This window comes from Leisingera sp. ABM4_060, assembly GCF_056158765.1.
Window position 1 is genome coordinate 3,170,461 of record NZ_JBSWTX010000001.1, and the last position, 12,666, is coordinate 3,183,126.

Annotated in this window: 11 protein-coding genes, 2 tRNA genes and 2 pseudogenes; 4 read left to right on the forward strand and 11 right to left on the reverse strand. The window is 60.4% G+C overall.

All coding sequences use genetic code 11. From position 1 onward, the window contains the following. Positions 1-58: 58 nt before the first annotated feature. A pseudogene (locus ACXAEH_RS15140) lies at positions 59-581 on the forward strand (transposase); the annotation flags it as partial. On the opposite strand, the gene ACXAEH_RS15145 reads toward ACXAEH_RS15140, so the two are convergent. Continuing rightward, a complete protein-coding gene (locus tag ACXAEH_RS15145; RefSeq protein WP_475033927.1) occupies positions 531-749 on the reverse strand; it encodes a hypothetical protein in 219 nt (72 codons plus the stop codon). The pseudogene ACXAEH_RS15140 and the gene ACXAEH_RS15145 sit on opposite strands and share 51 nt — an antisense overlap. Before the next feature lie 9 nt (positions 750-758). Further along, on the reverse strand, positions 759-929 hold the full coding sequence (locus tag ACXAEH_RS15150; RefSeq protein ID WP_475035638.1) for a hypothetical protein: 171 nt from the start codon (positions 927-929) through the stop codon (positions 759-761). A 64-nt stretch (positions 930-993) separates the two neighbouring features. Here ACXAEH_RS15150 and ACXAEH_RS15155 point away from each other — a divergent pair. Next, positions 994-1,152 (forward strand): annotated as a pseudogene (locus ACXAEH_RS15155) (integrase core domain-containing protein); the annotation flags it as partial. Positions 1,153-1,384: 232 nt separating this feature from the next. On the opposite strand, the gene ACXAEH_RS15160 reads toward ACXAEH_RS15155, so the two are convergent. Together ACXAEH_RS15160 and ACXAEH_RS15165 are read right to left on the reverse strand one after the other, a co-directional pair. Beyond that, positions 1,385-2,452 carry an ATP-binding protein gene (locus ACXAEH_RS15160; protein WP_475033929.1) on the reverse strand — a complete coding sequence of 356 codons (1,068 nt, stop codon included), beginning with the start codon at positions 2,450-2,452 and terminating at the stop codon, positions 1,385-1,387. Positions 2,453-2,585: 133 nt separating this feature from the next. Further along, the gene (locus ACXAEH_RS15165) at positions 2,586-3,317 is read right to left on the reverse strand and encodes a response regulator (RefSeq protein ID WP_475033931.1); all 732 of its coding nucleotides are present in this window, start codon (positions 3,315-3,317) and stop codon (positions 2,586-2,588) included. Between the two features lie 767 nt (positions 3,318-4,084). On the opposite strand from ACXAEH_RS15165, the gene ACXAEH_RS15170 reads away from it, so the two are divergent. Together ACXAEH_RS15170 and ACXAEH_RS15175 are read left to right on the forward strand one after the other, a co-directional pair. Then, positions 4,085-5,584 (forward strand): sensor histidine kinase, encoded by a 1,500-nt coding sequence (locus ACXAEH_RS15170; protein WP_475033933.1) that lies wholly within the window; start codon positions 4,085-4,087, stop codon positions 5,582-5,584. Next, the gene (locus ACXAEH_RS15175) at positions 5,562-6,014 is read left to right on the forward strand and encodes a response regulator (RefSeq protein ID WP_475033935.1); all 453 of its coding nucleotides are present in this window, start codon (positions 5,562-5,564) and stop codon (positions 6,012-6,014) included. Before ACXAEH_RS15170 ends, ACXAEH_RS15175 begins: the two co-directional genes overlap by 23 nt. Before the next feature lie 431 nt (positions 6,015-6,445). Here the strand turns inward: ACXAEH_RS15175 and ACXAEH_RS15180 are convergent. The 7 genes from ACXAEH_RS15180 to ACXAEH_RS15210 form a co-directional block, all read right to left on the reverse strand. Next, a tRNA-Thr gene (locus ACXAEH_RS15180) sits at positions 6,446-6,521 on the reverse strand. Between the two features lie 141 nt (positions 6,522-6,662). Further along, a tRNA-Leu gene (locus tag ACXAEH_RS15185) sits at positions 6,663-6,749 on the reverse strand. A gap of 174 nt (positions 6,750-6,923) precedes the next feature. Then, the gene (gene speB, locus ACXAEH_RS15190; RefSeq protein ID WP_475033937.1) at positions 6,924-7,904 is read right to left on the reverse strand and encodes an agmatinase; all 981 of its coding nucleotides are present in this window, start codon (positions 7,902-7,904) and stop codon (positions 6,924-6,926) included. Then, positions 7,901-8,890 carry an arginase family protein gene (locus tag ACXAEH_RS15195; protein ID WP_475033939.1) on the reverse strand — a complete coding sequence of 330 codons (990 nt, stop codon included), beginning with the start codon at positions 8,888-8,890 and terminating at the stop codon, positions 7,901-7,903. Before ACXAEH_RS15195 ends, speB begins: the two co-directional genes overlap by 4 nt. A gap of 85 nt (positions 8,891-8,975) precedes the next feature. Then, on the reverse strand, positions 8,976-10,535 hold the full coding sequence (locus tag ACXAEH_RS15200) for an ABC transporter permease (RefSeq protein WP_475033941.1): 1,560 nt from the start codon (positions 10,533-10,535) through the stop codon (positions 8,976-8,978). After that, a complete protein-coding gene (locus ACXAEH_RS15205) occupies positions 10,532-11,581 on the reverse strand; it encodes a quaternary amine ABC transporter ATP-binding protein (protein WP_475033942.1) in 1,050 nt (349 codons plus the stop codon). The genes ACXAEH_RS15200 and ACXAEH_RS15205 overlap by 4 nt, the downstream gene beginning before the upstream one ends. Before the next feature lie 76 nt (positions 11,582-11,657). Beyond that, positions 11,658-12,548, reverse strand: coding sequence for an ABC transporter substrate-binding protein (locus ACXAEH_RS15210; RefSeq protein WP_475035591.1), 891 nt, complete (start codon positions 12,546-12,548; stop codon positions 11,658-11,660). Positions 12,549-12,666: the final 118 nt, after the last annotated feature.

The following is a 12,666-nucleotide window of genomic DNA, read 5'->3' on the forward strand; positions in this document are numbered from 1 at the left end:
CCGTTCAGAGCTGGAGTTTTCCGCTAAATTTCCCAGGCTGGGAGAGGAGCGGAAACGCCTGAAAACTTCGACGTTCACGGAGGCGCAGAAGGCCTTCATCCTGAAGCAGGGCGAACAAGGCACACCGGTCGCGGAGATCTGCCGCAAGGCCGGGATCAGCCAGGCGAGATACTTCAACTGGAAGAAAAATACGGGGGCCTTCTGCCGGACGGAATGCGCCGGCTGAAAGCGCTGGAGGAGGAGTACACCCGGCTGCAGGGCCGGAAGGGCACGCAAACAGCCCGGGGGACTGTTTGCCCCGAACAAGCGTGGCGGACCTGACGCTGGACCGGGGGATGCTTCAGGATGTTACTCGGCAAAAGCTCTGAAGCCTGGCCGTTTGCGCGATTGTCACCGGGATGTGCGTTGATTGGGGTGTATCGATCCGGAAGGCTTGCGGGGCCATCTGCTTCGCCACATCCACCTACCGCTGCAAGTCCCGGCGGACCACTGCCCGCCAGGGCATCGCGCAGCGATGTCCCGAGAGGGGATCAGGCGGCTGCCGAACGGCGGATCTGCTGGCTTTCCGTCGACTTCACGTGGACCGGTTTGAACCAGCCCGAGCGCGTGAGCTGGGCCAGAGACCGCGCGTCGTTGCGATCACTCTTGTTTCGGTTCATGGCCACCATCGCCGCCTTGGCGTGCCGCGCCTCCATGCAGACCGCGGGCAGGCCGGCGCCAATGAGGCCATTAGAGAGCCACTGCGACAAGCGACCGGCCTAGAAGCCAACTCGTTCGAAGGTGCGATCAATACTTGCCTGCGCTTCACTGATGTCGGCAGGGTCTGAAATCGCCTTTGCTTCAAAGACCAATCTGCCGTCAGCATCGACAACGCAGATGCTGGTCAATTCAAGCGAGACATCACGGCCCGCGAACAATACTCTGGTCATCGTCGTTCTCCCAGGCATGGTTCTACCGGCAAGACGATTACCGGCGATCCCGAGGGTTGAGCCCCGTTTCCGCCTTCTGAACGCACACTGGTTCATGAGCTTTGCAGATGCCCGCGAAAAGCTGGAGGATTGGCGCCGGCACTGCAATGAGGACAGCCCCTGCAGCGCCATCGGATACAACGTCCCGATTGCCATGCATTTTCCCGATGGCGCCACCAGCCCGTCATCGTGCCAGAGCCGGAAAAATCCAGCTTCTGGCGGTCCAAGATTGGGGCTCAGGTCGCACCGGATCAAGCGGGGTGTTATTCTTTTCTTCGCGGTGGATTGCAGACCCTCGAAACATGAATGTTGCAGCGAGAGCAGCCGGCTGAAAGGTCTTGAGGAAAGGCCGGTGGCACAGCTGTGCGTTTCGGTGCGGGGGAAAGGCCGCTTGCCGGAAACCAGGGGGGCTGAATTTAGGAAAGGCAGAGAGTGCAATGGATTGTGGTGCCGGTTTGCACGCCGGGGTCGCACCAGATTTCTCCATTGTGGCGTTTCGCGATTTTCGTGCATGTCGCAAGCCCAAGGCCGCTGCCGGATACCTCACCTGTTTGCTGCAAACGCTTGAACGGTTCGAATATTTTTTCGCGGTACTGGGCGGGAATGCCGATCCCCTTGTCGCTGACGGAAAGCCGCACGCCTTGTTCTTCCGCCACGGCGGTGACTTGGATTTCGGGCCTGCCGTTGCCGCAGTATTTTAGGGAATTTCCAATCAGGTTCTGCAGCAGCTGTGTGACCTCCGGCGCAAAGCACCGAACTTCCAGATTGCCGGGGTTCCACTGGATTGCTGCGCCGGTTTCCTGGATGTCGTGGGCCATGATGACCTGCACACTCTCGAACAGGCTGGCTATGGGCACCAATTGCGCATTGCCTTCGCATTGGGGCCGGATATGGGTTGCGAGCTGTTCTATCAGCTCGGACATCTTTTCAACCGAGTGTTCCATCAGGCCGAACTCCCGGGTGACTTCATCGAAATCACCTGCCTCAAAATCCTCCAGAATTTGCGCGCAGAGAAATTTTACCGCCCTGATGGGGGCCCGAAGATCATGTACAAGAACGTCGGAGAACAGCCGGAGTTCGGTTTGCTGCTCTTGAATTTTCCAGCGCATGTCCGCCATCTCTCTGCTGGTGGAAATCATGCGTTTGAGTGCTGGCGCGGTGATTGCGGCTTTGGGAATGTAGTCGTTGGCGCCAGCCAGAATCGCGTTTTTGGCAACATCTTCATCGCCTTGCGATGTCATGATGAACAACAGGGCCCGGGGCCAGGCGCTGGAGAATTTGGCGATCAGATCAAGCCCGGTGCTGCCTGGCAGCAAATAGTCCAGGAACACTGCTTCGACGTCGGTCTCCGGATAGCCCAATGCCTGTGGGCCATCCGCCGCTTCGCGGATGTTTGCGCCGGGGAACAATTGTTTCAAGTTCCGGTGCACAAGCTTTCTGTCGCCGGCATCGTCATCAACGATCAAGAAATTCATTTCGGCCATGTTCCGACGTTCCTGTTCTGAAAGCGCAGGCTATTGCTGCCAAGCGGACACGGTATGTTGAACCAGCCAGCAGGCGCGCAGGAACGGTGCTCACGCCGTTCCCTTTGCCGCTTGGCAGGCGGCCCCGGCAGTCCTACTGAAGCTTTGGAGGCAGTTCGTTGTACGTTAGTGCCTGGCCTTCTGAGATGACGGTTTCCAAGTCGTCCATGAAGGCAACGAGATCCTTGCAGCTGCGCTCCAGCAGAGAAATCTCGGACAGTGCCCCAGTGTCAAAGGACGGGTCGGAACTTGCTTCGGCCCTGATCACTCTGACGCTTGCAAGCGCCCGCCGCAGCAAGATGCGGAGCTCTGGGCCGCAGCTGGCAGCAAAACGCTGGAAGACCTGCCTCAGCTCCGACTCCGGCTGCCGTGCGTTTGAAAGCGGGCTATGCAGCACCCGCCGTTCGATGGCTGCGGCCACCGACTTGACCAGGGTGTCAACGGAAAGCTCATCCTTTACAATGTAGTCCGCGCATCCCTGGCGCATGGCCTTAACCGCGATTTGGTAGTTGGTAGCGCTTGTCAGCATGATCGGGATGGCCTGTACCTGATCTTCGTGGGAGATCAGGATCTTCAACGCTTCCAGCCCGGTATCCATGCCAAGATTGTGATCCAGGAAGACCAGGTCGAAGAACTCCGAATCCAGTTTTCCACGCACCTCCTGCAAATTCGCGGCCTCATGGAAATCGACCATCAGCCCGGCCTTGCTGCAAATTTTTCTCAAGCGGAACCTGTCAAACTCATCATCATCGACAACGAGGACCTTGAGAAGGACCGGCCGCGGTCCCCTTTCGGGAGGAAAGCCATCCATGTGATTGTTCACCATCTCATTACCCCTAAACAACCCTCTAGTTTGCTAATTCCTTGCTTTTAAATGTTTTGCAGCAGAGGAATCGCGAAGCCAGTATTTTTGAGAATTTCATCGCCCTTGCCTTAACATGCTGTTATCGGAATGAAAAAATAAACGCAAAAGGGCGGTGAGGATATTATTCCAAACCATAGGGGGTGATTCTGCGGATCTGCGAGAAAGGTTCCATGGAACTGAGTGCTCCTTTTACTCTGACTGCGACCGAAAAAGGTGGGCTTTCGCTGCGTGAAGTTTTCAGAAAATTGTTATTTTGCAAAGCGGTGTGCCGTTGAAAAAGTGAGTCGCAACTTTTGAAATCGCCGCAACTGATGCAATTTGGAGGAGTGGACTGGAATTGCGTTGATCAGGAAGCCGGTTGCGTCCGCAGGCTCTCATTGGCGGCGCTGTCAAATCGCCAAGGTCAGAGGATCCCTGGTTTCTACTTTCGAATCTTTGTCCTATCTGCGGAATGTATTGAGCTGAGTGTATAATTAACTCAATCGGGATCTCCCTGTCGAGGGTGGGGCAGAAGCAGGTAAGGGTGGCAGGTACTGAAATGCGGAAGATGGTGGAGGGTGAATCCAATCCAATTTACAGGCGCGATGATTTACATTTGTGCAACCCAAGATAATTATAAGAGAATACTGTGCATCTGGAGCCAGTTCGGAAGTGTGGCCTGTAATTCGGACGCGCGAAGCAAGTAAGCGATCAGCTGCGGCGGGCCTGCGAAGGGAGAGCGAAACAATATGTCAGCAGCCAGCAAGGGAACCTCCGTGCCGCCGGGGCACGGCTGGTGTGCCAGGAACTGCTGGCTCGCGGCAGTGTCCTTCGGCCTTGCCGCTGCTGGTGCGGTTTTCGACTTCTTGACACCGCTTGGCGTGGCAGGCGGTCTTGCTTACGTTGTGTTCATTCTCACGGCGGCCTGGTGGAAGAACCCGGGCCTGCCCTATGTTTTTGCAACGCTCGCAACCCTGCTGACAATCGCGGGCTATCTGCAAAGCCCGGTGGCTGCGGCGCCGGCACATGTGGTTCTTCTGAACCGAGGGCTTTCCGTCCTGGCGCTTTGGGTAGTGGCAGCCATAATCCGGTCACAGAAACTGACGGAAGTGTCTCTGGAAGGGGAACTTGAAGCGGTTCTCGAAAGCGCCGTGGATGGTATCATAACCATTGACGCTGATGGCATCGTGCAGGGGTGCAATGCGGCCTGCAAGGATATCTTCGGCTACACTGTTGCCGAAATTTCCGGCCGCAATATCAGCATGCTGATGCCGGAACCCTTTCGCAGCGCGCATGACGGGCGCCTGAAGAGTTACCGCCAAACCGGGCAAAAGAAGATTATCGGCATCGGGCGGGAAGTATGCGGCCTGCGCAAGGATGGCTCCACCTTTCCGATGGATTTGTCAGTTAGCGAGGTGAAAACCGACGGCCGGATTCTGTACTGCGGTATGGTGCGCGACATCAGCGACCGCAAGCAGGCGCAAGAAGAACGCGAGATCATGATCCAAATGCTCGAGAAATCTAACCGCGAGCTGGACAACTTCGCCTATGTCGCCTCCCACGATCTGAAGGCCCCGTTGCGGGTCATCGACAATGCCTCGCGCTGGCTTGAAGAAGACCTGGAGGGCCGGCTGGATGAAGAGAGCCGGGAAAACATCGGGCTTATGCGCAGCCGTGTCCTGCGGATGGAAAGGCTGCTGGACGACCTGCTGGAATATTCCCGGATCGGACGGCGGCCGGGCAGGCGGGGCGGGGAAATCCTCACTGGAGACAAATTGATCAGGGAGGCGCTTTTGCTGAGCGACATTCCCGCAGGCTTCAGCTTTGAGGTCGATGGTGCTCTTTCACAGGTTGAGCTGCCCCTGATGCCCTTGAAACAGATTTTCGCCAACCTCATCAACAACGCGATCAAGCATCACGACAAGGACACGGGCAGCATTGCCGTCTCCATGCAGGAAGCCGGTGCTAAATACTTGTTCTCGGTTGCGGACGACGGGCCCGGAATTGACCCGCAGTTTCACGACAAAGTCTTCAAGATGTTCACGACCTTGCAACCGCGAGACCGCGTTGAAGGCAGCGGCATGGGGCTCGCAATGGTTCGCAAGAACATGGAATGCTACGGTCAGGAAATAACCCTGGACTCCGCAGCCGGCCGCGGTAGCACTTTCACGTTTTCCTGGCCGAAGCACATCAACGCCGCCGCCCCCCAACAACAAGGTTTTTCCCATGACGCCCATCCAAGCCGGTGATAGCCAGGCCAAACCGCTGAACCTCCTGCTGGTGGAGGATGACGATGGCGATGCCAAAGCGGTTGAGAGGGCTTTCAAGAAGGTCAGGATCAGCAACAGGATCTACCGCGCTCATGACGGGCTGGACGCGCTGGAGTTTCTGCGCGGCGGCAAAGGCGAGGCTGGCATTGCGCCACCATTCATGTTGCTGGTTGATATCAATATGCCCCGGATGAATGGTATCGAGCTGGTTGGGGAACTGCGCAAGGATCCGGGTTTGAAGCAGTCTCTTGTCTTTATGCTTACCACATCAAAGACCGAAGAGGATAAAATCGCGGCGTACAATCTGAATGTGGCCGGCTTTATCTGCAAGGAAACTGCCGGTCGTGATTTTCTTAAACTTGTCAATATGATAGATAGGTATTGGAGGATCATTGAGGTGCCGCAGTAGGTTGGCACCCGGTATCATGACGGTGTCTGTGCAACGCGCGGGCGGAAGCCTTCGCTCTGAAATTGGCAGCAAGGATGACACCTGCGCCGGGCTCGGCGCATCGTCCCTGGTGGCCGCTGGAATAAATCTCTTCTGGTTTTCGCTGACGGCCAGCGGCCGCACAGCAGGATGCAACTGCCGCTCGCGCCACGGCGATTTGCCGGAGACACTGATGTCCTTGCTGAAACGGATTTACCGGGTCTGCAGGCACGGGCTGAAGACGCAGGCACGCACAACGGTCGTCACCGGGGAGCCTGGCCAGCTTCGGCATCGTCCGCTTGTCGTTTAGGGGAGTGCAGCGCCTCGCTGCGGCGCACAACAGAACATTGCTGCAAATGGGCTTCACAAACCGGCCCTGGTGTTGGCGGGAAACTGCAAGCCCTTGGAAGAATTGGTGCCGCTGAAGGGACTCGAACCCCCGACCCCATCATTACGAATGACGTGCTCTACCAGCTGAGCTACAGCGGCACTGCTTGCTGCCTGCGGCGGGAAGCAGTGCTGCTCGTTTAAACAAGGCGCCAGCCCCGCGCAAGTGGCGATCCTGCGGTTTGCGGCGGAAAGCCGGGCCCTGCGCGGGCAGGCTGCCAAAACAGTGTCTTGCCGGGAAAATGGTGCCCAGGAGAGGACTCGAACCTCCACGTCCATACGGACACTAGCACCTGAAGCTAGCGCGTCTACCAATTCCGCCACCTGGGCCGGTGTCGTGTGGGGCGCGTATATGCCTGTTTAACGGAGGCGTCAAACGGAAACGCTCAGCAACGGTCAGGTATTTTGCCCGCACAGCTTTGCGGGCGGCTGCCCGGCGTCACGGTTCTGTTTCGCAAGCAGGCTAAGGAGGTGGAGCAGCCGTACCAGGCCTCCCCTTCGCCGTCACTTGCCGCGGGCGGCCATGGCCTGCGACAGCGCGCACATGAGTTCAAACATCAGCGAGATGCCCAGCCAGGCGGTGCTGCCGCTCTCGTCAAAGGGCGGCGCCACTTCGACCAGATCGGCGCCGATCAGGTTGACGCCGGCCAGTTCGCGGATCACCTGCTGCGCCTGGAAGCTGTTAGGGCCGCCGATCTCGGGCGTGCCGGTGCCGGGCGCATAGGTGGGGTCGACAAAGTCGATGTCATAGGTGCAATAGGTTGGATGGCTGCCAAGGATGCCGCGCACTTCCTCCATCACGTCCTTGATGCCGCGGTCGAACAGCTCTTCCACCCGGATGATGCGGATGCCTTGATCCAGGCCCCACTCGATATCCTCGGTGTTATAGGCGGTGCCGCGGATGCCGACCTGGACAAAGCGTTTTGGATCGACCAGCCCTTCTTCCACGGCACGGCGGAACGGGGTGCCGTGAGTATACTTGTAGCCGCCGAAGTAGCTGTCGAAGAGGTCGGTATGGCTGTCGAACTGGACCAGCCCCAGCGGGCCGTCTGCCGCCAGCGCGCGGAGGATCGGCAGGGTGATCAGATGGTCGCCGCCGGCGGTCATCGGGGTGATGCCAGCCGCCTTGAAGCCGCTGTAATAGGCGGTGATCCGCTCCAGGCTGTCCTGGATGTCGACCGGGTTGGGCGGCACATCGCCCAGATCGGCGCAGTTGACGGTGGCAAAGGGGTTCACGCCGGTGACCGGGTTCATCGCCCGGATCATGGTGGAGTAATCCCGCAGCTGCCGCGGCCCGTGGCGGGCACCGGGACGGTTGGTGGTGCCGCCGTCCCAAGGAACACCGACCATCCCCATCTGCACGTCGCCATAGCGCGCATGGTCCGGGGTCAGCGACGGCAGCCGCATGAAGGTCGGCACTCCGGCAAAGCGGGGCAGATCCATCGCGGAGACCGGCTGAAAGAAGTCATCGCCTGTTGGGGTCATGCTGTTGCTCCGTTCTGTACGTTTTCCGCAATCATAGAGATCATCTCGAACATGATGGCCGAGGCGGTCAGGGCGGTGATCTGGTTGGGACTGTCCTTGGTCGGCATCATGCAGACGATATCGCCCCCGACGATGTTCATGCCGCGCACCGCGTGTAGCAGGGCAACCGCCTCGTCGATGTCAAAGCCCTTCTCCCCCGGCTCCAGGTTGGACACGGCCGGCGCAATCGCCGGGTCCAGGCTGTCGAGATCGAAGGTGATATAGACCGGCCGCCCTGCCATCGCTTCCTTGATCTGTGCCACCACATCCTCGACCCCGCGCTTTCGGAATTCCTTCATGGTGACAACGTTGTAGCCATAGTCATACGACGGCTCCAGCCAGTCCAGGGTGCGGGCATGGCCGCGGATGCCGATCTGCATGGAATGATGCGGGTCGACCTTGCCCTGATCCACCAGATAGGCGCCCCAATGGGCGGCGGATTTCTTGGCGCCCAGGAAGTGGTCGACCTTGGTGAAAACATCCGTATGGGCGTCGAAATGCAGGAAGCAGACCGGCTCGCCCTTGGTGATCTTGCCGCAGCCGATGGCCTGCACGATGCCGCCGGTGATCGAGTGGTCGCCGCCGATGGAGACCGGGCGGGCGCCGGCTGCGTCGATCTCTTGGTAAAAGCGGGTGATCTGCTCGATGCAGTCCTCGTTGTCATTGGCGCGGGGGAAGGGCACGTCGCCGATGTCGGCGATCTTTGCGGCTTCCCAAGGGTTCAGCCGGAACTCGCCATGCATTCGGCGCCCGACGGCAGAGACGTTGCGCAGCGCGCGGGGGCCCAGGTGCTGGTCGCGCTCGGTGGTGCCGTTGCCGGTGGAATGGGGCACCCCGACCAGGGCGATGTCCTGGCCCTGGGGTTCTTCGTTAGGGCAGCGGAACATGGTGGGGATGCCCCACCAGTAGAGGTTCTCCATCATGGATTTCAGGTGCTCGTCAGCCATTTTCGGTCCTGCGTGTTAGGGAAAAGAGCCCCGATGCCAAAGGTGCAGCACCGGGGCAGTCCGGGAACAGCCCGGGGGAGAGGGGTCAGCTTTCGCCGGTTTTCTTGCGGTAGGCGCCTTGTGCGATCCGGTCGATGACCATGGCGCAGAACAGGATGGCGAGACCGCCCAAGAGGCCCTGGCCTTTGGCTGCGTACTGCAGCGCTTCCAGGATCAGGGCGCCCAGCCCTTCGGCACCGATCAGCGAGGCGATCACCACCATCGACAGCGACATCAGGATGGTCTGATTGATGCCGGTCATGATCGAGGGCAGCGCCAGCGGCAGCTCGACATTGAACAAGAGCTGGCGGCGCGAGCAGCCGAAGGCGACGGCGGCTTCCTTGGTGGCCTCCGGCACGCCGCGCATGCCGAGGGCGGTCAGGCGGATCACCGGCGGCATCGCAAAGACCAGGGTGGCCAGCACCCCCGGCGGTTTACCGGTACCGAAGAAGGCGATGATCGGGATCAGGTAGACGAAGGCCGGCATGGTCTGCATGAAATCCAGCACCGGTTCTGCAATCGCATAGGCGCGCTTGGACTTGCCGAACCAGATGCCGAGCGGAATGCCGATTGCCACACAGAGGAAGGCGCCGGCGCCAATCAGCGCCACGGTGATCATCGCCAGCTCCCACAGGCCCATGAAGGCGAGGTAGGCGAGCGAGGCAGCCGTAAAGATCGCCACGCGCGGGCCGGCCAGGCGCAGCGCCATGACCACGGTCACAAACATCACCACCGGCCAGGGGGTCTGGATCAGCAGCACTTCCAGCCCGTCCAGCACCCAGCGGATACCTGCGGTCACCCCGTCGAAGACATCGCCGAAGTTGTTGGCCAGCCAGTCGAAACCAGCATCCCCTTTCTTGGACAGCGCGGCGAAATATTCCTTGCCGACCGGGAACTCGGTGATCGGCAGGCGCTCACCCAAGAGGCCGCCGGTGACACCCGCCATGGCCTCATCCGGTTTGGCAACGGTGAAGCGCACCAATGTGAGCGGCCAGATTGCCAAGAGGCCGATGGCGCCGAAGATCAGCCCGTTGCGGCTGAGGCCCGACTGCGCCTTCTGGCCCGAGCGCCAGCGCAGGTACTGGGCCTCGTAAGCGGTGTTGGCATAAAACCCTTCGGCCAGTTTGATCAGCGCCATCAGGATCAGGCCGGTGAACAGGATGGCCAGCGCCGTGCTGTTGGCGGCATTGGCGGCCTCCAGCGCCTTGTCGGCGGCGGCGCGCAGGTTGTCTGCGATCTTGAGTTTCGAGGCCGCACCGGCGGCGTCACCGGCAGCGGTCAGGTCGGCCGCCTGCGCCTCGCGTTTGGCGATATTGGCGAGCAGCCGCTCATAGCGGGCCAGCTGGTCGGCGCCAAGCTCGCCCCACAACCCGCGGCCGATCTGCACCAGGGCAAACAGCTCCAGAACCAGGAACATCCAGAAAAAGCCCCAGGCCCCGCGGGCTGCACCCCACAAAGGACCGCAGACCGCGGCCATGGTGTTCCAGGACCAGGCAAAGCCGGTCTTGCCCTGGATGCGGGCGAATTCGCGGGCGTAGTAGGGGCCGTTTTCAGCGGCGAACTCTTCGACGCTGAGGCTATGCGTTTCGATGGCTGTATCCTTCATGCCTTGCCCCCCTGAATGCCTTTCAAGAGGGTGGCCCGGTCGACCACCCCGATGTCGGCGCCGTCATCGCCGGTGATGACAATCACATTTTCGGTCGAGGTTGCGATGTCGATCAGCTGGTCCAGATCGGTGCCGTGATGGGCCCGCGGGCTTTCGTCGAAATCCACCGGGCGGGTGGGAGTGTATTCGCTGATCGGCACCATGATCGAATGGGCAAAGACCAGTTTCAGCTTGGAGATGCCCTCGACAAAGTCGCGCACATAGTCGTCGGCGGGCTGGGTGACGATTTCCTCCGGCGTGCCGATCTGGACGATGCGGCCGTCCTTCATGATGGCAATGCGGTTGCCGATGCGGATCGCCTCGTCCAGGTCGTGGGTGATGAAGACGGTGGTCTTGTTCAGCTCTGCGGACAGCTTCATGAACTGGTCCTGCAGCTGGCGGCGGATCAGCGGGTCGAGGGCTGAGAAGGGCTCATCCATCAGCAGCACATCCGGGTCCGAGGCCAGTGCCCGGGCCAGGCCGACACGCTGCTGCATGCCGCCGGACAGCTCGCGCGGGAAGCGATCCTCAAATCCCGTCAGGTTCACCTTGTCCAGGCAGCGCTGCGACACTTCCCAGCGGGTGGATTTCGGCTCACCGCGCACCTGCAGCGGGAAGCCCACATTGTCGCGCACGGTGCGGTGCGGCAAGAGCGCCATGTGCTGGAACACCATGCCGATGTTCATCGCCCGCATCTCGCGCAAGTCAGCGTCCGACAGGGTCAGCATGTCGCGGCCCATCACCGAGATATTGCCCGCGGTGGGTTCGATCAGCCGGTTCAGGTGGCGCACCATGGTGGATTTGCCGGAACCCGACAGCCCCATCACACAGAAGATCTCGCCGCGTTTCACCTCAAAGGACACATCGGCGATACCGACCACGCAGTTGAATTCCTCCAGCACCTCGGACTTGCCCAGGCCCCGTTCGCGGATTGCCGCCATCGCGGCATCGGCGTTGTTGCCGAATATTTTCCACACGCCGTCCAGCGTGATCACATTGTCAGTCATAAGCTCAGTCTCCGGATGTCCCGGTTCGTTTGGCGGGCAGCCGCGCCGCCCGCCAGTGGCCCTTTGGTTCCGTGGGTTACTGGAACCAGGAGTCCACCAGATCGGCATTTTCATCGACCCATTTGCGGGCAAATTCCGCCGGGTCCTGGCCGTCAACGGACAGCGCGTAGACCACTGCGTTCACCTGTTCGGTGGTGAGCTTCACCTTGCCCAGCATATCCGCCGCTTCCGGCTGGCTGTCGGCCAGGCCTGCGGCATAGAACACATGCAGCTTGGCGGCGTCCCAGGCGGTGCCGGCCTTGGAGTTTTCCAGCCAGTTCGGGTCGTCAGTGGGCTGCTTCACATCCCATTCAGCGGCGTCATAGGCGGGCTCGGTCAGCGGCACCAGGTCGTAGAGCGAGAACATGTGGTGCGGCGTGTAGCAGTAAAAGACGATGTTCTGCCCCTGCGCCACCGCGTTGTCGACCTGGGCCAGCGCCAGGGTCTCGTCCATCTCCATCAGGTTCATGGTCTCGGAGTAGCCATAGGATTTGGCGCGGATCTTCTCGACATTGGTCGAAGCCCAGCCGGCCCCGCCGATCCACATCTCGCCGCGGCCGTCGCCGTCGGTGTCGAAGTTGGCGGCCATGTCCGGGTCGGTCAGATCGCTGAGCGCCGAAATGCCGGTGCGCTCCTGGGTGTCCTTGGTGACGCAGATCTGCTGGTCGGACAGAACGGCGTTCGGGTTCAGCGCCACGGTGCCCTTGCCGGAGACAAAAGTGTCGTGCAGGTTCTGCTGGTTTGGCAGCCAGACCTCCGGGTGGACATGCATGGCGCCGGAATCCATCGCCTCGAAGATGATCGGGTTGGTGCCGTTCTGCAGCTCGACTGACAGGCCGAGGTTATCTTCCAGCGCCACTTTCAGGATATGCGCGGTGCCGCGGACAGAGGCCCAGTTCGGCACCCCGATCACCACGTCCTGCGCCATAGCGGTGCTGCCGAGGGCGGCCGCCAATGCGGCGGCGGCCAGTGTCTTGACCGGTGTCTTTGCTGTTTTCATGTTTCTTCTCCCTTGTTGGATGATCACTTTGTTTTTGTTTGAGCAC

Coding starts and splice junctions, on each gene's coding strand:
- ACXAEH_RS15150 (WP_475035638.1), bottom strand. CDS start 929: ATGACCAGAGTATTGTTCGCGGGCCGTGATGTCTCGCTTGAATTGACC.
- speB (WP_475033937.1), bottom strand. CDS start 7,904: ATGACCCCAACAGGCGATGACTTCTTTCAGCCGGTCTCCGCGATGGAT.
- ACXAEH_RS15165 (WP_475033931.1), bottom strand. CDS start 3,317: ATGGTGAACAATCACATGGATGGCTTTCCTCCCGAAAGGGGACCGCGG.
- ACXAEH_RS15195 (WP_475033939.1), bottom strand. CDS start 8,890: ATGGCTGACGAGCACCTGAAATCCATGATGGAGAACCTCTACTGGTGG.
- ACXAEH_RS15170 (WP_475033933.1), top strand. CDS start 4,085: ATGTCAGCAGCCAGCAAGGGAACCTCCGTGCCGCCGGGGCACGGCTGG.
- ACXAEH_RS15205 (WP_475033942.1), bottom strand. CDS start 11,581: ATGACTGACAATGTGATCACGCTGGACGGCGTGTGGAAAATATTCGGC.
- ACXAEH_RS15200 (WP_475033941.1), bottom strand. CDS start 10,535: ATGAAGGATACAGCCATCGAAACGCATAGCCTCAGCGTCGAAGAGTTC.
- ACXAEH_RS15175 (WP_475033935.1), top strand. CDS start 5,562: ATGACGCCCATCCAAGCCGGTGATAGCCAGGCCAAACCGCTGAACCTC.
- ACXAEH_RS15210 (WP_475035591.1), bottom strand. CDS start 12,548: ATGGCGCAGGACGTGGTGATCGGGGTGCCGAACTGGGCCTCTGTCCGC.
- ACXAEH_RS15160 (WP_475033929.1), bottom strand. CDS start 2,452: ATGGCCGAAATGAATTTCTTGATCGTTGATGACGATGCCGGCGACAGA.